Source organism: Silanimonas sp. (assembly GCF_027531545.1).
Lineage (GTDB): Bacteria > Pseudomonadota > Gammaproteobacteria > Xanthomonadales > Xanthomonadaceae > Silanimonas.
Map to the genome: position 1 here is coordinate 394,008 of NZ_JAPZSC010000001.1, position 19,710 is coordinate 413,717.

Consider the following 19,710-nt stretch of genomic DNA (forward strand, 5'->3'; position numbering starts at 1 on the left):
CGGCTTACTTCGCCGCCGCGTCGAGCACGGCCTGCACGGCGCCGCGGGTGATCGGGTGGTAGCCCGCGCTGGCCTGCTGCAGCACCTGGCTCGCGAAGGCGAGGCCATCCGGCGTCTCGGCGAGGGCCACGTAGCTCGGCATGATCAGCTTGCGACGGCCGACCTTGCGCAGGAACTGCGCCAGCGCCGGACGCGCTTCGAAATAGCCGGCGCGCACGGTGATGGGGTACCAGCGCTGCGCGATCTCGCCGTTGGTGGTGCCGGTGAAGCGGAAGGCGCCGTCCAGCTCCAGCAGGCGCTCGGCGGCGATGTCCTCCGGCAGGCCCTCAAGGAAGTGCACCCACTCCTGCGTGATCCACTTCGAGGTGTCGAGCTCGGCGACCGCGACGCGGCGCTTCAGCCAGTCGTCGCGCGCGACGTCGACGGCAGCGAGGCGCGGCGACGTGGCCGCCACGGCGGTCTCCGGCAGGCCGGGACCGGCGATCCACGCGGCCAGCTCGGCCTCGGTGAGCTTGCCCGGGTTCTTCGCGATCAGCTCGCGACGCAGGAAGGCGAGGAAGTCATCGGTGGTCACGCTCTTGAACGCGTGTTCGTCGAACCACGTCCGCAGGAAGGGGTCGAAGGCCTCGCGGCCGAAGCGCTGTTCGAGGAAGGACAGGAACCACTGGCCCTTGATGTAGGCGACATCCGTCAGTGCTTCATCCGGGTCGCGGCCCGGCGACGGCGGCAGCGCCAGCACCTGCTGGGCTGGCGGCAGCGAGGCCAGTTCCGCGCGCAGGCCGGTCTGGCTCACCACGTCCTCCATGTCGGCCTGCTCTCGGCCGTAGACGGCTTCGACGATGCGGTTCTCGACGTAGCTGGTGAAGCCCTCGTTGAGCCACATGTCCTTCCAGCTGGCGTTGGTGACGAGGTTGCCCGACCACGAGTGCGCCAGCTCGTGCGCGATCAGCGAAACCAGCGATTTGTCGCCGGTGATCACCGTCGGCGTGATGAAGGAGAGGCGCGGGTTCTCCATGCCACCGAACGGAAAGCTGGCCGGCAGGATCAGCAGGTCGTAGCGCTCCCAGCGGTAGGGGCCGTACAGCGTCTCGGTGGCGGCGATCATCTTCTCCGTGTCGCTGAACTCGGCGGCGGCGCGCTCGAGCACCGGCGCCTCGGCCCACACGCCGGCACGCTCCGAGATCGCCTTGAAGCGGAAATCGCCCACCGCGATCGCCAGCAGGTAGCTGGGGATCGGCTGCGCCATCGTGAAGCGATAGTCGCCGTCGGCGCGCGCAGCAGGGTCGTTGTCGGCGCTCATCAGCGCCATCAGGCCCGGCGCGGTGCGGATGCGCGCGGTGTAGGTGAAGCGCACGCCCGGGGTGTCCTGCAGCGGCACCCAGCTGCGCGCATGGATGGCCTGCGACTGGCTGAAGAGCAGCGGCTGCTTGCCGCCCGCGGTCATCGCCGGGGTCATCCACTGCAGGCCCGAAGCCTCGGGCGACGTGCGGTAGCGGATGCGCACCGCGTCCATCCGCGAAGGCAGGGCGATGGTGAGCGTGCTGCCGAAGATCGCGTCGCGCTCGGCGAGGCTGAACTCGACGCGCTGCCAGCGGCCGTCGCCCTTGCGGGCCTGCACGCGCTCGATGGCGAGATCGCGGGTATCGAGCACCAGCTTGGCGGGGCCGGTCGTCGTGGCGTCGGCCCAGGCCAGCGTGTGGGTCACGTCGCCGGCCAGCGTGCGCTGAGCGAAGTCCACGCGGAGATCGAGCGCCATGGCGCTGATGCGCACGACGGTGGGCTCGGCGGCGCTGTGCTCGTCACGGGCTCGGTCGGCCGACTGGGCGACCGACGCGAAGAGAGCGAGGGCGAAGGCGAGGATCAAGCGCATGCGGGCAGGGCCATCCGGGGAATGGCTGGAGTTTACTCAATGCGCAGCGAGGGCCCTTACCGGGCGTCGAGGGCGCCGACCGCCACGCGCCAGCCGGCGTCGGCCTGCAAGGCCTCGGCGTCGCGGAACACCCCCCACAGCCCGGCGGGAAGATCGCGGAACGCTTCGGCGTAACGCGCCGCATCGCGCGATTCGCCGGTGACGTCGCGGATTCGGATCGCCGCCACGCGTCCTGGCCACGCCCGCGCCGTGGCGCCGTAGATCTCGGGATCGCGCTCGCCGGAATCGCCGACGAGCACGAATCGACGCGCCGGCGCGGCGGCCAGCAGCGCGTCCAGGACCGCGCGCTTGTGCGAGAACGTGCCGGTCTCACCGAACAGGTCCTCCAGCACCTCCACCTCGCGCAGGTGCAAGCTTCCCTCGGGAAAGGCCGCGTCGCGAAGAAAGCCGGCCAGGACCGGGTACAGCGGATGGGGGCTGCCAGACAGGTAGTGGAAGCGCGTGCCGTTTTCACCGCCGGAGGCATCCGTCCTTGCGTCGATGGCCCGGTAGGCCGCCGCCATGCCCCCGACTGGCTTGAAGGGGCGAACAAAGGTGTTCATCAGCATCGCGTGGCGATCGAGCACGCGAGTGTCCTTGATCGTGTCGTCGATATCCGAGACGACGGAGAGGCCCTCCGCGGGCAGCACCAGCGCGCGGAGCGGCGGTACCTCAGGGGCCGCACGGCGGATGGCGTCGTCGGCGATGCGCTCGAAGCGCCACCACCGCCCCGGTGGCGGCGCCGTGGCCAGGTCGACGCAGTGACGGATCCGGCCCTCCGCATCGCTGGCGGGCAACGGCAACGCGTCCGACACGCCCTGCACGCGCACCACCAGGCGCTTGCCGCGCTCGTCATCGGTGAGGAACAGGCGCGAACGAGTGTCGAAACGGGCGCGGTCGTCGCTGGACAGGGCATCGCGATCCACCCCCAGCGCGGCGGCCAGCAACGCGGCGGCGCCCGGGCGCCGCTCAACCTCGAACACCCAGGCGTCGACGCAGAACCGCCAACGACCGTCCGCTGTCGGATGGGCGAGGCCGTCATGGAACCGCACGCGCTCGTCGTCGCGAAGGCCCTCGGTGGCCACGGCAGTGGCCACGGGGGTGCCCGCGGCCAACAGCGCGGCGAGACCCACCGGGAGGCGGCGCATCGCCGCGCGGGTCACACCCGATAGCCGGAATGGATCGCGCAAATGCCGGCGCTGAGGTTGCGGTAGTCGCAGCGCTCGAAACCGGCCTCGGCCATCATCGCCTTGAGCTCGTCCTGCGGCGGGTGCTTGCGGATGCTCTCGGCGAGGTACTGGTAGCTCGCCGAATCGTTCGCGAACAGCTGGCCCAGACGCGGCAGCACCTTGAAGCTGTGGAAGTCGTACACCGGCTTGAACCACTCCGGCTTCACTTCCGAGAACTCCAGCACCAGGGCGCGGCCGCCGAGCTTCAGCACGCGGTGCATCTCGCGCAGCGCCTTCGCCTTGTCGGTGACATTGCGCAATCCAAACGCGATGGTGACGAGGTCGAAGCTCGCATCCGGGAAAGGCAGGGCTTCGGCGTTCAGCTGCACCCAGCGCAGGCCGCGAACGAGGCCGCGGTCGGTGAGGCGGTCGCGGCCGACGCCGAGCATCGCGGCGTTGATGTCGCCAACGACGACCTCGCCGGATTCACCCACGCGCTCGTGCAGCAGGGCGGCGATGTCGCCCGTGCCGCCGGCGAGATCGAGCACGCGGTCGCCCTTCGCCACGCCGGAGGTGGCCACGAAATAGCGCTTCCACACCCGATGCACGCCGAGGCTCATCAGGTCGTTCATCAGGTCGTACTTGCCGGCCACCGACGAAAACACCTCGCGCACCAGGCCGGCCTTCTCGGCGGTGGGCACGTCGCGGAAGCCGAAGTGGGTCGTGCCCTCGGGGCGGGATTCAGTGCTCATGCGGCGGATTATCCCACCGGTGCCGTCGCGATGGCGCGTTCCGCGACCCCGTCTTGGCGTGCTGCCGTGCCGGGCGCTCAACCGGCGTCGCGCGACAGGCCGGCCGCCGCGAGCGCCGCCTCGTAAGCCGCCCAACGCGTGGGGTGCTCGCGGCCCAATTGGTGGAGGTAAGCCCAGGTGTACAGACCGGTCCCGTGGCCATCGTTGAAGCGCAGCGCCACCGCGTAGTGGCCCACCGGCTCGACCGCCTCGATGCCGACCTCGCGCTTTCCGGCGACGAGGATCTTCTGTTCCGGCGCGTGCCCCTGCACCTCGGCGCTGGGCGATTCCACCCGCAGGTACTCGGCCGGAAGGCGGACGTTGGCACCGTCGTCGAAGGCGACCTCGAGGGCGCGCGAGGCGCGGTGCAGGGTGATGGCGGTGGGGCGGGGCGTCATGCTGCGATTTCAACAGACCTAGCGGGTCGCCGTCGCGGGTTGGCGGGGTTCAGGCACATCAGCCTCCGCTGAACATTAGGCCCTCGCTCAGGTCGGTGAAGGCCCGGGAGGACTATGCTCGGGGCATCCACAGCTGGAGACCCGCCATGCGCAAGCCCCTTCTCCTCGCCCTCGCGCTGATCGCGATGCCCGCCCTGGCCTTCGACCAGGCCCAGGTGATGCAGCCCGCCGCGCTGTCGAACGTGCAGAGCGTCCACATCGCACCGGTGGCGCTCGAACTGCCGGCCGCCACGCGCCGCGTTGGCACCCGCGGCGACGAGCCGCGCCCGGTGACCGCGCGCGACGCGGAAACGAAAGCGGCCGACCTCACCGCCGCGCTGCGCCGTGCGTTCGCCAAGGACTTCACCGTGGTGGATGCGCCTGGCCCGGGCGTCCTCGTCATCGAAGCCACGCTGACGCGCCTGGAAGCCAGCCGCCCGACGATGGCCGACTACCATCGCGAGCCTGGCCTGGGCTTCGAGTCGGTGTACGCCGGTGGCGCCGCCGTCGATGTGCGCCTCTCGCGCGACGGCAGCGACATCGCCGTGCTCAAGGACCGCTACGTCGGCAGCTTCAGCGACGGCACGCCGCGCATCGGCGTCTGGCAGGACGCCGACCGTGCGTTCTCGGCATGGTCGCGCCAGCTGCCGTCGTGGGTGGCGCAGCCGGAAACGGCCTCGCGCTGACGCGCCACGATGCACAGGAAGGCCCGGAGCGATCCGGGCCTTCGTCGTTTCAGGGTTTCCGTTTCGCGCGCGGGTGCGCGCCGTCGTAGACCTTGGCGAGGTGCTGGAAGTCGAGGTGGGTGTAGATCTGCGTGGTCGCGATGTTGGCGTGGCCCAGCAGCTCCTGCACGCCGCGGAGGTCGCCGGAGCTTTCCAGCACGTGGCTGGCGAAGCTGTGCCGCAGCAGGTGCGGGTGCACGCGCTTCCACACGCCTTGGCGCATGGCCAGCTCGCGCACGCGCTTCTGCACGGCGCGTGGCGTGATCGGCCCGCCGTCGCGGCCGGGGAAAACCGGCCGAGCGCCGGGTGAGGCCACGGCGGACGACGCGTTCGACGCGGAGGCGGCCTCGCTCGCCGCCCAGGCCGCCAGCGCCTCGCGCGCATGGCGGCCCACTGGAACGATGCGCGTCTTGCGGCCCTTGCCGAGCACGCGCACTTCGCCGCCCGCGAGGTCGAGATCACCCCAGCGCAGGCTGCAGAGCTCCGACACGCGCAGACCCGACGAGTAGAACAACTCCATCATCGCGCGGTCGCGCAGGCCCAGCGGCGCGTCGTCCGGCACTTCGACGAGCTGGCCCATCTCGTCGGCATCGAGCACCTGCGGCAGCTTGCGGGGCGCCTTCGGCCCGCGCAGCCCGGCACTCGGATCGGCGGCGATGTCGCCGTGCTTCAACAGCCAGCGGAACAGGGCGCGGCAGGCCGAAAGCCGTCGCTGCACGCTCGGCGGCGACAGCCCGCGGGCGTGTTCGTCGGCGACGAATCCGCGCAGCGCGAGGCCGTCGATCCCGCCCCACTCGGCGAAGCCCTGCGTGCCGGCCCATGTTCGCAGCGCCGCGAGGTCGCGACGGTAGGCGTCGAGCGTGTGCGGCGACGCTTGCTTCTCCACGGCGAGGTGGTCGAGGAAACGCGCGAGCGCGGCGTCGAGGGCCTGCCCTCCGGCCTCGCGCCCGTCGTCCGCCGGCCGGTTCATCGCGGCGAAGGACGCCCCATCGCGGTGGCCAGGGCCTCGGCCATCATCCGCAGGAACAGGGTGCCCATGCCGGGGAAGAAGCGGTTCGGGTCGACGCTGCCCACCGCCACCAGGCCGACGCCGGCCACCGGCAGCACGGCGCAGGAGGCCACGCGGCCCGCGGCATCGCCGAACAGCAGGGCGTGGCGTTCGGGCGGCAGGCGCCCGCAGAGCGGCTCGCCGCTGGCCATCGCTTCGCGGAAGGCCTCCATGCGGGGATCCGAAGCCAGCACCGCCTGGCACCACGACGCTTCCTCGAGGCCGGGCACCGGCGCCAGCACGGTGATGCGCACGGCATCCCCGGCGAAGTCCTCGCCGAGAACGGCCACCATCGCCCGCAGCGTGTCGGCGGCGCTCCCGGCGCGCATCAGCGCCAGCGTGAGCTGGTGCGTGCGCACCGCGAGGCGCTCGTTGTCCTGGGCATTGCCGGTGAGCTCGTGCAAGCGCCGCGTGAGCTCGCGGTTCTTCTCGCGCAACACCTCGAGCTGGTACCCGGCCAGCGACGCGCTCGCACCGGCGTCCTTGGGCACCACGAGCGTGGCGGCAAGGTCCGGGAACTGTTCGAGGAAGCGCGGGTGCCGGCGCAGCCACTGCGCCACCTCATGGGCCTCGCTGCGTGCGTTGCGTTCCTCAGCCATGGGCATCGGCTCCTTCATCCCACCACTCCCCTTCGAAGACGAACGCGGCCGGGCCGCGCATGGAAACCGGCGCGTCGTCGGACGGCCAGTCGATGTGCAAGGTGCCGCCGGGCAGGTCGACGCGCACCGTGCGGTCGACGCGGCCCTGCCGAACGAGGATGGCGACCGCCGCGCAGGCGCCGCTGCCGCAGGCCAAGGTCTCGCCCACGCCGCGCTCGAAGACGCGCAGCGCGATGTGGCCGGGAGCGAGCACTTCCGCGAAACCGACGTTGACGCTGTCGGGGAAGCGGCCGCCGCGCTGCAACCAGACGCCGATGCCCGCGGCATCGACGGCGGCCAGGGCGCTGCCCGCCGGGCCGGAGGTACTCGCAGCCACCTCGATCAAGGCATGCGGATTGCCCATCGAGGCCGCGCCGAAGGCCAGCACGCCGAAGGGGCCATCGGCGACGTAGCGCGCGGCTTCCGTGGGCGCGACCAGCGGGATGCGCGCCGGGGCGAACACCGGCACCGACATCGCCAGACGGAAGCTGCCATCGTCGAGCGCCTCGGCCTCGATGCGGCCGGCCGGGCTGCCCATGGCGAAGCGCGCTGCGCGGGCGGTCCCGTCGCGCCGCAGCCAGGCCGCGACACAGCGCGCACCGTTGCCGCACTGCCCGGCGGCGCTGCCGTCGGCATTCCAGATGCGGTAGTCGGCGACCGCGTCGGGCGTCGCCGGCGGTTCGATGGTGAGCAACTGGTCGAAGCCGATGCCGCGATGGCGGTCGGCCATCCGCGCGGCCTCGGCGGGCGTCGGCGGCGGTGCGCCGTCGCGCAGGTCGAACACGACGAAATCGTTGCCTGCGCCGTGCATCTTGCTGAAGCGACGGCGCGGCGGCGCCGGGATGCTCATCCCGCGGCAGCGCCGGTGCTGGAGGGCGTTGCCGCCGCAGGCTCGGGGCGCACGAGATCACCCTTGTTGCCGCAGGCGGCGAGCAGGGCGCAGGCGAGAAGCATCGGCAGCAGTCGGCGGATGGTTTTCATGCCCGCGAGTATAGCGACGGCGCCCGGCCGCCGATGAATACGTTTGCGCCTCGGGGGCCTCGCGGGCGGGTTTCGGGCCGAAGGATTACGCTGGCAGGTCAAGCCACCATCGAGTGCTCCATGACCCAGGACGCTTCGCTCTTCGTGCTGTTCGGCGCCACCGGCGACCTCGCCCAGCGCATGCTCCTGCCCTCGCTGTACGCGCTGGAGCGCGACGGCCTGCTCCCGCAGGCCCTGCGCATCCTCGGTACCGCGCGCAGCGCGATGGACGCCGCCGGCTTCCGCGCCAACGTGGCGGAGTCGGTCGGCAAGGCCATCGCCGCCGGCGAATGCAACGAGGCCGCGCTCGAGCGCCTGCTCGGCCGTTGCGACTACCAGGCCGCCTCGGTGGACGACCCGGCCGCCCTCGCCGCCCTGGCGGCCCGCATCGCCGCCCTGCGGGGCGACGGCGACACCCTCGTGCACCTGTCCACCGCGCCGAAGTTCTACGGGCCGATCTGCGAAGCCCTCGCTGCGGGCGGCGTCGCCGATGCGCGCATGCGCGTGATGCTCGAGAAGCCGATCGGCCACGACCTCGCCAGCTCGATCGCCATCAACGAATCGGTGGCGAAGGTGTTCCGCGAGGCGCAGGTGTTCCGCGTCGACCACTACCTCGGCAAGGAGGGCGTGCAGAACCTGCTGGCCCTGCGCTTCGGCAACGCGCTGTTCGAGCCGATCTGGAACTCTCGCTTCGTCGAACAGGTGCAGATCACCGTCGCCGAGACCGTGGGCCTCGAGGGCCGCGGCGGCTACTACGACGAATCCGGCGCCATGCGCGACATGGTGCAGAACCACCTGCTGCAGCTGCTCACGCTCACCGCCATGGAGCCGCCCTCGCACTTCGACCCGGGCGCCGTGCGCAACGAGAAGCTGAAGGTGCTGCGCTCGCTGCGCCCGATCGAGGGCGACGACGTCGCCACCCACACCGTCGCGGGCCAGTACACGGCCGGCGCGATCGACGGCAAGGCGGTGCCGGGCTATGCCGACGAACTCGGCCGCCGGAGCCGCACCGAAAGCTTCGTCGCCATCCGCGCCCACATCGACAACTGGCGCTGGAGCGGCGTGCCGTTCTACCTGCGCACCGGCAAGCGCCTGCCGCGCCGCACCACCGAGATCTACGTGAAAATGCGCGCCGTTCCGCATTCGATCTTCGATGGCGAAGGCGCCACCCCGGAGCCGAATGCCCTGCTGATCCGCCTGCAGCCGGAAGAGCGCATCTCGATGATGCTGATGAGCAAGACGCCGGGCCTCGACCGCGGCGGCGTCAAGCTCTCGCAGGTGGCGCTCGACCTCGACCTGCACGACGCCTTCGCCCACGAGCGCAAGCGCATCGCCTACGAGCGCCTTTACCGCGACGCGCTGGCCGGCGTGGGCACGCTGTTCGTGCGCCGCGACGAGATCGAGGCCGCGTGGAGCTGGGTGGACCAGATCCTCGGCGGCTGGACGGCGCGCGGGCAGGAACCGAAGCCCTATCCGGCCGGCACCTGGGGCCCGACCAGCGCGCTCGCCCTGCCGGAGCGCCACGGCCACAGCTGGCGCGAATGAACACCGCCGCGCCCATGAGTCCCCTGCCGATCACCGAACACGCGAACGCCGAAACGCTGGCGTCCACCGTCGCCGAGGCGCTCGCCGCCGCGATCCGCGAGGGCATCGCCACCCGCGGCGAGGCCTGGCTGGCCCTGGCGGGCGGCAGCACGCCCTTCGCCGCCTACCGCCGGCTCGCGGCCATGGCCCTGCCGTGGTCGAAGGTGCACCTTGTCGCCAGCGACGAACGCTGGGTTCCGGCGATGCATGAGAAGCGCAACGAGCGGGCGCTCGCGGACGCCTTCGCCGCCGCGAACGGCGTGACGATCCATCCGCTGGTGCCGGAAGCCGAGCGCGCCTTCATTGCCGCCGAGGCTGGCGCCACCGCCGAGGCCAGTCTTTCGCCGCTCGCCCACCGCGCCTTCGACGCCGTGCTGCTCGGCATGGGTGCCGACGCGCATTTCGCCTCGCTGTTTCCGCAGGTCACGCCGCCCTCGGCCCTCGACGCCGGCGACCGCGCGCCCGTCGTCGCGCTCACGCCCGACCCGCTGCCGCCGGAAGCGGCGTTTCCGCGCATCTCGCTCACGCTGTCGCGCCTCGTGGCCACGCGCTCGCTGCTGCTGATGATCACCGGCGAGGCCAAGCGCGCCGTGCTGGAATCGGCCCGCACCCGCCCCGCCACCGACGCCCCCATCCACGCCCTGCTGGCCGCCGCGCCGGACCTCGCGATCCACTGGAGCCCCTGATGTCGCTGCATCCCGTCGTCGAACGCGTCACCGAACGGATCCGCGAGCGCAGCGCGCCGACGCGCACCGCCTACCTCGCACGCATCGAGGCCGCCCGCGCGAAGGGCACGGCCCGCGCCCGCCTCAGTTGCGGCAACCTCGCGCACGGCTTCGCCGCCTCGGGCGACGACAAGGACGCGCTCAAGCTCCAGGTCAAGCCGAACCTCGGCATCGTCACCGCCTACAACGACATGCTGTCGGCGCACCAGCCGTTCGCGACCTACCCCGAGCTGATCAAGATGGCCGCGCGCAATGCCGGCGGCACCGCGCAGGTGGCCGGCGGCGTGCCGGCGATGTGCGACGGCGTCACCCAAGGCCGTACCGGCATGGAACTCTCGCTGTGGTCGCGCGACACCATCGCGCAGGCCACCGCGGTGGCGCTCTCGCACGACATGTTCGACGCCGCGGTGATGCTCGGCGTCTGCGACAAGATCGTGCCCGGCATGCTGATGGGCGCGCTGGCCTTCGGGCACCTGCCGGTGGTCTTCGTGCCCGCGGGCCCGATGCCCTCCGGCCTGCCGAACAAGGAGAAGGCCGCGGTCCGCCAGCGCTACGCCGAGGGCAAGGCCACGCGCGACGAGTTGCTGGCCGCGGAATCGGCGAGCTACCACTCGGCCGGCACCTGCACCTTCTACGGCACCGCCAACAGCAACCAGATGCTGATGGAAGTGATGGGCCTGCACCTGCCGGGCTCGGCCTTCGTGAACCCCGGCACCACGCTGCGCGACGCGCTCACCGTCGCGGCGGCCGAACAGGCGCTGCGCGTCACCGCGCTCGGCGACGACTGGCGGCCGATCGGGCACACGGTGGACGAAAGGGCCATCGTCAACGCGATGGTCGGCCTCGCGGCGACGGGCGGTTCGACCAACCACGTGATCCACCTCGTGGCCATGGCGCGCGCCGCCGGCCTGCGCATCACCTGGGACGACCTCGACGAACTCTCGCGCGCGACGCCGCTGATGGCGCGCGTGTACCCGAACGGCTCGGCCGACGTGAACCACTTCCACGCTGCCGGCGGCCTCGGCTTCGTCATCCGTGAACTGATCGACGCCGGCCTGCTGCATGGCGACCTGAAGTGCGTGCACGGCGGTGACCTGCGCCAACAGTCGCTCGAACCGCACCTCGAGGTCACGCGGCTCACGTGGCGCGAACCGCCGCCCGCCAGCGGCGACCTCAACGTGCTGCGCCCCGTGGCCGAGCCCTTCGACGCCGAAGGCGGCCTGCGCCTCGTCACCGGCCGCCTTGGCCGCGCCGTGGTGAAGATCTCGGCCGTCGCGCCGGAGCACCGCTGCATCACCGCGCAGGCCAAGGTCTTCGACGACCAGGACGACCTGCTCGCTGCCTTCAAGGCCGGCCAGCTCGACGGCGATTTCGTCGCGGTGATCCGTCGCCAGGGGCCGAAGGCCAACGGCATGCCGGAACTGCACAAGCTCACGCCGACGCTCGGCCTGCTGCAGGACCGCGGCCAACGCGTGGCCCTGCTCACCGACGGCCGCATGAGCGGCGCTTCGGGCAAGGTGCTGGCCGCCATCCACCTCGTGCCCGAGGCCGTCGCGGGTGGCGCCATCGCCAAGCTCCGCGACGGCGACATCATCACCATCGACGCCGAAGCCTCGACGGTCGAGGTCGACGTGCCCGAGGCCGAGTGGGCCGCGCGCACGCACGCGCCCATGGACCTCGCCGGCAACCAGTTCGGGGTGGGTCGCGAGCTGTTCGCGGTGTTCCGCGAATGCGTGGATTCGGCCGAAGACGGCGCCTGCGCGCTGTTCGGGAGCACGGGTCTGTGAGCGCGGCGATCGCCAATGCATCGGCGGCTGCGCCGGCGCTGCAGCGCCCCGCCCTGATCGCCGACATCGGTGGCACCAATGCGCGCTTCGCGCTGACCGACCTCGCCGCGGCGCGTCCGGACATGCATCACGTCCGCACCCTGCCGTGCTGCGAGTACGGCAGCCTCCAGCACGCCGCGGAGGCCTACCTCGCCGAGGTCGGGCAGAAGCCGGCGCAGGCCGCCATCGCGGTGGCCTGCCCGGTGGACGGTGACGCCATCCGCCTGACCAATCGGGCGTGGGCCTTCTCGCGGAGCGAGCTGCAGGGCGTGCTCGGCTTCGAGCGCTTCGACGTGATCAACGATTTCGGCGCGGTGGCCTGGTCGGTGCCCGCCCTGTCGCCCGGTGATGTCGTCTGCCTGCACGGCGACGCCGCCCTTCCGCAGCGCGGCCCCATCAGCGTGCTCGGGCCGGGCACTGGGTTGGGCGTGGCGATGCTGGTCGGTGAGGCGACGCGCGGCTGGCAGGTCGTCGAGACCGAGGGCGGCCACGTGAGCTTCGCGCCGATCGGCGAGGAGGAACACAAGATCCAGCGCTGGATGAACCAGCGCTTCGGCCGCACCAGCAACGAGCGCTTGCTCTGCGGCGTCGGCCTCTCGCACATCGACGCCGCGCTGCGCGATCCGGGCAGCGGCCCGAGCCCACTGGGGGACAGCGCCACCGTGCTTCGCGAACCCGCCGCCATCGTGGAAGCCGCGCTGGAAGGCCACGACCTCAACGCCCGCCGCACGCTGGCCCGCTTCTGCGCCGTGCTGGGCAGCGTGGTCGGCGACACCGCGCTGATCCACGGCGCGAAGAGCGTGATGATCGCCGGCGGCATCGTGCCGCGCTTCATCCCTTTCCTGCAGAGCAGCGCCTTCCGCGAGCGCTTCCTTGCCAAGGGCCGCTTCGCCGCGTATCTCGAGAAGGTGAGCCTGCACGTCATCACCCACCCGCAACCCGGACTGCTCGGCGCCGCCTGTGCCCTGCGCCAATCGGAGAACCCCGCATGAGTTGGACCACCGAAGCGCGCAACGCCGCCGTCGATGCCGTCTTCGCCAAGGCCCCCGTGTTGCCCGTGATCGTCATCGACCGGGTCGAGGACGCCGTGCCCCTCGCGCGCGCGCTGGTGGCCGGCGGCCTGCCGGTGCTGGAAGTGACGCTGCGCACCGCCGCGGCGCTGGAGGGCATGCGCCGCATCGCCGCGGAAGTCGAGGGCGCCGTGCTGGGCGCCGGCACCGTGCTCGCCCCGGCCGACCTCGAGGCCTCGGCCGCCGCCGGCTGCACCTTCGCCATCAGCCCCGGTGCGACCGCGGCGCTCTACCACGCCGCCGACGCCAGCCCGATCGCGTGGCTGCCGGCCGTCGCCACCGCCAGCGAAGTGATGCAGGGCCTGGCCCACGGGCACCAGCGCTTCAAGTTCTTCCCGGCGGTCAGCTCGGGGGGCATCCCCGCGCTGAAGGGCTTCGCGGGGCCCTTCCCGCAGGTGCGCTTCTGCCCCACCGGCGGCATCGACGCGGCGAGCGCGCCGGATTTCCTCGCCCTGCCCAACGTCGGCACCGTCGGCGGCTCGTGGATGCTGCCCAAGGACGCCATCGCCGGCGGCGACTGGGCGCGCATCGAGCGCCTGGCCCGCGAGGCAGCGGGGTTGCACGTGGGCCGCTGAGCCAGCGAGGCTGCGCGGGCGGGCGCTACGACCTGCTACCACCGCTGGCCCCTTGCGCCCGCTCGTTCCAGCGACGCGTGGGGAAGCACCGAAGGCAGGAGCAGCCCTTTCGCATCGGATCCGATATGCGGTGGCTCCACCAGCTCTTCGAGTGCGGTGAAGGGAAGACTGGCGTGCGGTCCGAGGCACACGCCCAATGCGTGGCCGACACCCGTGACGTTGAACACCAGCCGGTCCGGGCTTTCGAGCGACAAGCCCAGGTACTCAGGCCACAGGCCGCAGCCCGCGTACTCGATCGCGTCATCGCCATGGGTGTCGAAGGCATCGGCTTCCTCCGCATGCAGCCAGGGCTTCAGGCCAGGATGAACGTAGCGATCATCCGCCGCGACATGCCTCGCCAAGTCAGTCAGCATCGAAGAAGGTTGAACGATCCCGTACTCACCCTCGACGAACGCGTCGAACGCGCGGTTCCAGTCGAGGAACTCGCCACGGGCGATGTCGATCACGTAGGGATCGCTGTGGTTGTTCGGATGGGCGCCACCGCAGTAAGTACTGCCTGATTCGCGGATCGACATCAGCGCGGCGCTGAGGAACTCGACCTGCACGCTCTCGTCGTCGATGGCGCCGAGACTGCCCGCTGCCGGGTGAGATTCCGTGTAGGCCGTGCCGGCACAGCCCAGCGCCTGGTCGCTCAGGCGCCAGTGCATCCGTTCGAGCAGGCGATTGGTCGCTGCCAAGGCACGCGCATCCGGGTGACGCTCAAGCCGCGGAAAGGGCACCACCGTGCGCGGATCGACCCACATCCGGTACGCCACAGTGGCGTCCCCGATCGCTTCACCGACGGGCTGTGCGTGGCCGTGCAGCTTCAGGAACAGATAGGGCGTGCTGTTGATCGAGACGTCGCTGTGGGCGCGGGGTGACGCTGCCTCGGGATCGTAGCGGGCGACCTCGTGCAGCCGGAACGCGCGCGCCCGGCCGCCACCCGTCGGCATCCAGCGGCCGGCGTACTCGCCGTCGACGACATGGCCTTCGAAACGCGCCGCCGGATGCTCGAAGGCACCCTTGGTCCAATCGCCGATGGCCTGGCGCTCGGTATCGGAAAGCGCGTTCAGCGGCCTCGGCTCGACAAGCGCGCCCGGCGGGCCCGCCAGCGGGATGTCCACGCCGCGCTTCGGGTAGAAGTAACGCCCCTCCCACTCGCCCGCGGCAGCCGCCTGAGGGTCGCTCGCGACCTGCAGCTCCATGACGATCTCGCCCGCGCCTTCCAGGATGCCGCGGTACACCGTCCGCTCGGCGGCGTGCGCCACCACGCTGGTCGCGGCGAGCAGCAGCGCGATGAGGGCAGGTTTCAGCAAGGTGATCATCGAGTGTGCAGCGTCTGTCGGGGGGAACGCCGGTAACGGTATCCTGCCGGCGTCATGAACCAGAAATCCCGCCCCACCTCGTTCGACATCGCCTACCGTGCCGGCGTCTCGCAGGCCACGGTCTCGCGCGCGCTGCGTGACAGCCCGCTGGTCAGCGAGGAAACGCGCAAGCGCATCCGCGAGATCGCCCGCGAGCTGAACTACAAGGTCGACAAGAACGCCTCGAACCTGCGCCGCCAGAGCTCGGTCACGCTGGCGCTGCTGCTGTTCGAGGACCCGACCCCGAACGACACGCTGATCAATCCGTTCTTCCTCACCATGCTGGGCTCGATCACCCGCGCCTGCGCGCGGCAGGGCTACGACCTGCTGGTGAGCTTCCAGCAGTTCAGCGAGGACTGGCACGCCGACTACCAGGACGCGCACAAGGCCGACGGCCTGATCCTGCTCGGCTACGGCGACTGGTTCCTCACCCGGGACAAGCTCGACCGCCTCGTCCAGCAGGGCACGCACTTCGTCCGCTGGGGGCCGGTGTTCGAACGCCAGCCCGGCATGTCGATCGGCAGCGACAACCGCGACGGCGGTCGCCAGGTCGGCGTGCACCTCGCCTCGCTGGGCCGCCAGCGCGTGGCCTACCTCGGGGCCAACCAACCCACCGCGCCGGAATTCCGCGACCGCTACCTCGGGCTCTGCGATGCCCTGCAGGCGGCGAAGCTGAGCACCGAGGCGGCGCTGCAGATCGACGTCATCGACTCGACCGAGCTGGCCGGCTACGCCGCGGCGCAGGCGCTGTTCGCGCGCGGCGTGGCCTTCGACGCGCTGTTCTGCGCCAGCGACCTGATCGCGATCGGTGCGATGCGCGCGCTGATGGAGCACGGGCTGCGCGTCCCCGAGGACGTGGCCGTGGTCGGCTTCGACGACCAGCCGGTGGCCGCCTTCACCAACCCGCCGCTGACCAGCGTGCTGCAGGACACCAAGCTCGCGGGCGAAAAGCTCGTCGACACCCTGATCCGCGAGATCCGCGGCGAGTCGGCGGTGAGCGAGGTGCTCACGCCCACGCTGGTGGTCCGCCGCTCCAGCGGCGTCGGCCTCACCACCGCCAAGCCCGTCGGAAAATCCAGCAAGACCCGCTGAGGAGTTCGCGCATGCGCCGTTTCCCGATCCTCGTCCTCGCCCTGGGCGCGACCACGCTGTCCGCTTGCATGAGCGACGGCGCGCCGCGCGCCGAAGCTCCAGCGCCGCCGGCCGCGACGGCCCCCGCGACGCCACCGCCCCCGCCGTTCGAAACCCGCGTGGTGCGCGACGGGAGCGTGCTGATCGCACCGCAGCCGCTCGCCGCCGACCTCGAAGCCTTGGGCGCGAAGGGCGTCCGCCGCGTGATCAACCTGCGCACGCCCGAGGAGATGGCGACGCTCGGTTTCGACGAGGCCGCGGCGGCCGAGGCGAAGGGCATGAGCTACACGCTGCTGCCGATCGCCGGCAATGCCGGTTTCACCCCAGCGGCACTCGACGCGTTCAGCGCCGCCATGGCGAACGGGCAAGGCGACGTGCTGCTGCATTGCGCCAGCGGCACGCGCGCCGCGCACCTCTACGCGGCCTGGCTGGTGCGTGAGCAGGGCCTGAGCCCGGAGGACGCGATGCGCCGCGTCGGCCCGCTCGGCCTGTGGCCGCTGCCGATGGAACGCCTGCTCGACAAACCGCTGCGCCTCGACTACGCGGACACGCCGCGCGGCTGATCGGCCGCGTCAGGCGCGCGGGTTCGCGCGCCGATCCGCCTTGTCGCGATACATCGCTTGGTCGGCCTCGCGTAGCGCGCGGGCGACGTCGGTGACCCCTGCGGGGAAGCGATGGATGCCCACGCTGAACGGGATGGCTGGCGTTCCTGCGAAAGGCCGGGACAACTCGGCACGGAGGCTTTCGAGCCGCATCGCCAGGATGTCCGGCGCATTCCGGGCATCGACGAGGACGAACTCGTCCCCGGCATAGCGGATGACGCCATCCGCGTCGGCGAACCGGTCGCGCAGGGCGGCCGAGAACCGTCGGAGGCAGGCATCACCGACATCGTGGCCATGACGGTCATTCAAGGCCTTGAAGTCATCGAGGTCGAAGAACAGCAGCGTGGCGCCGTCGCGGCCCGCCACTTCCAGCAGCGGCGCCAAGGCGCGACGGTTTCCCAAGCCGGTGAGCGGATCGCGCTGGACGGCGTCCACGAGGGCCGCATTGGTGCGCTGCAGCTCTTCGTGGCTTCGACGCAGTGCTTTTTCGGAGCGCCGCGTGACCGCGACGACGACCCCGAGGAGGACCAGCCACTCCGCACCGGAATCGAATGCCGAGCGCACGGCCTGCGTTCGTCCCACGAGACCTTCAAGGCCGAGTTCCAACGACACGCTCGATGAGAAATGCATCAGCATCTGGATCAAGCCCAGCGTCGAACGGACGACGAGGCCGAATCCGAGCCAGTGCAACTCGTCGCCTGGATAGCGGAAACAGTGGAACGCGGCCCACGCGGTCACGAGGACCAGCAGCAAGCCATGCCAGCCCCGCACGTCCCCGTTGTCGGAGGACAGGGCGCCGCCCAGCACGGCCGCGAAAAGAGCGATGACAACGACACGCCGCCCGGTCCAGAAACGCCCCGCCGATCCGTCGCGGAAGGCCAGGACGCCCAAGGCGAGACAAACGATGAAGGCCGTCTTGCTGCCCGTGTAGATGCCGCGCATCCACGGGTCGAGGGAAGGGTCGAACAGTTCGTGCAGATTACCCGCCGCCACCGCCAAGGCGAGGGCATTCGCCTGGAAGGCGCGCACCCACCAGCGCGTGTCGTCCCCGGCCAGGGTGCGCCCCAGCGATGTCATGAACACCGCGAGCATCACCGAGGCCGTGAATTGGACGGTGACACTCCACTGATGGAGGAGGAGGTCTTGCATGACTAGCAGGATAGCCGTGCAACCGCCTCAACCGCGAAGCTCAGGGACGGACCGCGGCCTCCACGGCGGCCCGCAGCGCCGGGGCGGTGATCGGCTGCTCGAACAGATGGACCTGCACGCCATTCGCGGGCACCTCGGCCTCGAAGGCCTCCCCCGCCGCCAGCACGCGCGTGCCGCCGCCCAGCGCCTCGCGCCAGCGTCCCGGCTGGGCGAGCTCATCGATGCGGAAGCGCGCCGCGCGGTCGCCCTTGTTCAGCAGCACCAGCGCCGTCTGCGCCACGCCATCCTGCTCCAGCACGCGGTAGAACGCCGCGCGATCGCCCTGGAACTCGACATTGACCTGCAGGCCGCGCTGCAGCGCCGGCGTGTTCGCCCGCAGCGTCGCGATGCGCTTCAGGGCCGCGTGGATCGGGTTCGACGACGCCGCATCGACGCGCGCCTGCCCGAAGTAGTTGCGGTTGCCGGCGTGTTCGGCGGTGCCGCGCATGAAGCCCACTTCCGAGCCCTGGTAGACCACCGGGATGCCGCGCACGGTGAACAGCAGGTTGTTCGCGTTGATGAACCCGGCATCGTCGGCGTCGAGCCGCGGCATGTCGTGGTTGTCGTAGAAGGTCATCAGCACGTAGGGGTTCGCGTACGGGCCGCCGTCGAGGAACAGCGCCGGAACGATCGCCTCGTAACCCGCATCACGTTTGCCGAACACCTCGCCCATCGCCTTCTGCAGCGGGAAGTCGAGCACGCTGATCTCGCCGTTCTCCGGCTGCGTGAATGCGCCAAGCACGTCGGGCTCGTAGGTGAAGGCCTCGCCGAACATGAAGAGGCCGGGATGCTCGGCGCGCAGGCGATCCGCGTAGGTCTTCCAGAACGGCAGCGGCATGTGCTTGATGGTGTCGAGGCGCAAGGCATCGGCGCCCTGCCCCAGCCACTTCAGGCTGCTGCCCACGAGGTAGTCGATCACCGCCGGATTCGTTTCGTCGAAGTTCGACAGTTCGACGATGTCCGGCTCGGTACGGAAGAACGCATGCAGCGGGTTCGTCGACGGCTTCAGGCGCCGCGGCGGCAGGTTCTGGTGGTCGGCGACCAACTCGCCAGCCTCGTTGAACAGCTTGCCGAAGGCATCGCGCTGGGTCGGCGCGGAGAACGACGGCGAACCGTGGTTCGCGACCACATCGAGAACGGTCTTCAGGCCGCGCGCGCGCAGGCCGGCCGTCAGCGCGCGGAAATCGAGGCCGTCCGACGGCAGGTGCTCGTCGATTTCATAAAAGTTGGTGGACCAATAGCCGTGGTAGCCGGACTTGCCGCCGTCGGTGAACATCTTCGCCCACGCGGCTGGCGTGCCGCCGCTGAAGGCTTCGTCGGGCTGCTCGACGATGGGTGTGAGCCACACCGCGCCAAAACCCATGTCACGGATGTAGCCGGCGTTGTCGAGCAGGCCGCGGAAATCGCCACCGAGGTAGCCGACGAAATCTTCCTTGCCCGGCGGCGCGCCCGGCACCGGCCCACCCCAGGTGCCGTGGTCGGGCAGGCCCTGCTCACGATGGTCGTTCGATGGATCGCCGTTGACGAAGCGGTCGGTCATCACGAAGTAAACCGCGTGCGCCGCCATCGGCTCGGTGGTGCCGACGAACGACCCCGGCGGCGTTGATGCCGATACGGGCTGCTGCGCTGCAGCAGATGAGGCGGCCAACAGGCCGGCGAATAGGGTGGGCAGGTGGCGCGGGCGCATCGGATTCGGACCTAAGGGACTACGCCGAGTGTATCGGCGGGACGTCGAGTCGCCGTCGGCGGTCAGGGGCGATGCATTCGAATGCAGCCTCGATGCTCACGAGCACCTAACGGCCGAGGTGTCGGCGACGCAGGGATTGATGGGCCGTTTCCGACCCAAGCGGTCGTTGGACTTGTTCGCAT

General features: G+C 70.9%; 19 protein-coding genes. 8 read left to right on the forward strand and 11 right to left on the reverse strand.

Going from position 1 to position 19,710, the window contains the following annotated elements; translation table 11 throughout:
* Window positions 1-4 precede the first annotated feature (4 nt).
* From O9280_RS01750 to O9280_RS01765, 4 genes are all read right to left on the reverse strand, one after another.
* Window positions 5-1,870 (reverse strand): M1 family metallopeptidase, encoded by a 1,866-nt coding sequence (locus O9280_RS01750; protein ID WP_298338024.1) that lies wholly within the window; start codon window positions 1,868-1,870, stop codon window positions 5-7.
* Window positions 1,871-1,926: 56 nt separating this feature from the next.
* Complete coding sequence (locus O9280_RS01755) at window positions 1,927-3,057, reverse strand: phosphatase domain-containing protein (RefSeq protein WP_298338026.1); 1,131 nt, start codon at window positions 3,055-3,057, stop codon at window positions 1,927-1,929.
* 11 nt (window positions 3,058-3,068) lie between these two features.
* Window positions 3,069-3,830 carry a bifunctional demethylmenaquinone methyltransferase/2-methoxy-6-polyprenyl-1,4-benzoquinol methylase UbiE gene (gene ubiE, locus O9280_RS01760; protein ID WP_298338029.1) on the reverse strand — a complete coding sequence of 254 codons (762 nt, stop codon included), beginning with the start codon at window positions 3,828-3,830 and terminating at the stop codon, window positions 3,069-3,071.
* Between the two features lie 77 nt (window positions 3,831-3,907).
* Window positions 3,908-4,267, reverse strand: a complete 360-nt coding sequence (locus O9280_RS01765) for a DUF971 domain-containing protein (RefSeq protein ID WP_298338031.1) — start codon at window positions 4,265-4,267, stop codon at window positions 3,908-3,910.
* 146 nt (window positions 4,268-4,413) lie between these two features.
* Between O9280_RS01765 and O9280_RS01770 the strand changes: the two genes are divergently transcribed.
* The gene (locus O9280_RS01770) at window positions 4,414-4,992 is read left to right on the forward strand and encodes a DUF3313 family protein (RefSeq protein WP_298338033.1); all 579 of its coding nucleotides are present in this window, start codon (window positions 4,414-4,416) and stop codon (window positions 4,990-4,992) included.
* A gap of 49 nt (window positions 4,993-5,041) precedes the next feature.
* Here the strand turns inward: O9280_RS01770 and xerC are convergent, their stop codons facing one another.
* The 4 genes from xerC to O9280_RS01790 are packed head-to-tail and all read right to left on the reverse strand — an operon-like array spanning window position 5,042 to window position 7,698.
* Window positions 5,042-6,001 (reverse strand): tyrosine recombinase XerC, encoded by a 960-nt coding sequence (gene xerC, locus O9280_RS01775; protein ID WP_298338036.1) that lies wholly within the window; start codon window positions 5,999-6,001, stop codon window positions 5,042-5,044.
* Entirely contained in the window at window positions 5,998-6,678 is a 681-nt protein-coding gene (locus O9280_RS01780) for a DUF484 family protein (RefSeq protein WP_298338038.1), read from the reverse strand. The genes xerC and O9280_RS01780 overlap by 4 nt, the downstream gene beginning before the upstream one ends.
* Window positions 6,671-7,567, reverse strand: coding sequence for a diaminopimelate epimerase (gene dapF, locus O9280_RS01785; RefSeq protein WP_298338040.1), 897 nt, complete (start codon window positions 7,565-7,567; stop codon window positions 6,671-6,673). The genes O9280_RS01780 and dapF overlap by 8 nt, the downstream gene beginning before the upstream one ends.
* Window positions 7,564-7,698: a lipoprotein gene (locus O9280_RS01790; RefSeq protein ID WP_297876444.1), complete on the reverse strand. Its 135-nt coding sequence runs from the start codon at window positions 7,696-7,698 to the stop codon at window positions 7,564-7,566. The genes dapF and O9280_RS01790 overlap by 4 nt, the downstream gene beginning before the upstream one ends.
* Window positions 7,699-7,818: 120 nt before the next feature.
* Here O9280_RS01790 and zwf point away from each other — a divergent pair, with 120 nt between their 5' ends.
* From zwf to O9280_RS01815, 5 genes are read left to right on the forward strand one after another with little or no spacing between them, the layout of a single operon-like run.
* A complete protein-coding gene (gene zwf, locus O9280_RS01795) occupies window positions 7,819-9,282 on the forward strand; it encodes a glucose-6-phosphate dehydrogenase (RefSeq protein ID WP_298338042.1) in 1,464 nt (487 codons plus the stop codon).
* A gap of 14 nt (window positions 9,283-9,296) precedes the next feature.
* Window positions 9,297-10,007: a 6-phosphogluconolactonase gene (pgl, locus tag O9280_RS01800; protein ID WP_298338044.1), complete on the forward strand. Its 711-nt coding sequence runs from the start codon at window positions 9,297-9,299 to the stop codon at window positions 10,005-10,007.
* Window positions 10,007-11,833: a phosphogluconate dehydratase gene (gene edd, locus O9280_RS01805; protein WP_298338046.1), complete on the forward strand. Its 1,827-nt coding sequence runs from the start codon at window positions 10,007-10,009 to the stop codon at window positions 11,831-11,833. The genes pgl and edd overlap by 1 nt, the downstream gene beginning before the upstream one ends.
* Window positions 11,830-12,864: a glucokinase gene (gene glk / locus O9280_RS01810; protein WP_298338047.1), complete on the forward strand. Its 1,035-nt coding sequence runs from the start codon at window positions 11,830-11,832 to the stop codon at window positions 12,862-12,864. Before edd ends, glk begins: the two co-directional genes overlap by 4 nt.
* Complete coding sequence (locus tag O9280_RS01815; protein ID WP_298338049.1) at window positions 12,861-13,517, forward strand: bifunctional 4-hydroxy-2-oxoglutarate aldolase/2-dehydro-3-deoxy-phosphogluconate aldolase; 657 nt, start codon at window positions 12,861-12,863, stop codon at window positions 13,515-13,517. The genes glk and O9280_RS01815 overlap by 4 nt, the downstream gene beginning before the upstream one ends.
* A 35-nt stretch (window positions 13,518-13,552) precedes the next feature.
* On the opposite strand, the gene O9280_RS01820 is transcribed toward O9280_RS01815, so the two are convergent.
* Entirely contained in the window at window positions 13,553-14,872 is a 1,320-nt protein-coding gene (locus O9280_RS01820) for a hypothetical protein (RefSeq protein WP_298338051.1), read from the reverse strand.
* A gap of 63 nt (window positions 14,873-14,935) precedes the next feature.
* Here O9280_RS01820 and O9280_RS01825 point away from each other — a divergent pair, with 63 nt between their 5' ends.
* Window positions 14,936-16,012, forward strand: coding sequence for a LacI family DNA-binding transcriptional regulator (locus O9280_RS01825; protein WP_298338053.1), 1,077 nt, complete (start codon window positions 14,936-14,938; stop codon window positions 16,010-16,012).
* A gap of 11 nt (window positions 16,013-16,023) precedes the next feature.
* Window positions 16,024-16,614, forward strand: a complete 591-nt coding sequence (locus O9280_RS01830) for a sulfur transferase domain-containing protein (protein ID WP_298338055.1) — start codon at window positions 16,024-16,026, stop codon at window positions 16,612-16,614.
* A 9-nt stretch (window positions 16,615-16,623) separates the two neighbouring features.
* Here the strand turns inward: O9280_RS01830 and O9280_RS01835 are convergent, their stop codons facing one another.
* Entirely contained in the window at window positions 16,624-17,802 is a 1,179-nt protein-coding gene (locus O9280_RS01835) for a GGDEF domain-containing protein (RefSeq protein WP_298338057.1), read from the reverse strand.
* A gap of 40 nt (window positions 17,803-17,842) precedes the next feature.
* The gene (locus tag O9280_RS01840) at window positions 17,843-19,528 is read right to left on the reverse strand and encodes an alpha-amylase family glycosyl hydrolase (RefSeq protein ID WP_298338058.1); all 1,686 of its coding nucleotides are present in this window, start codon (window positions 19,526-19,528) and stop codon (window positions 17,843-17,845) included.
* Between the last annotated feature and the right edge of the window lie 182 nt (window positions 19,529-19,710).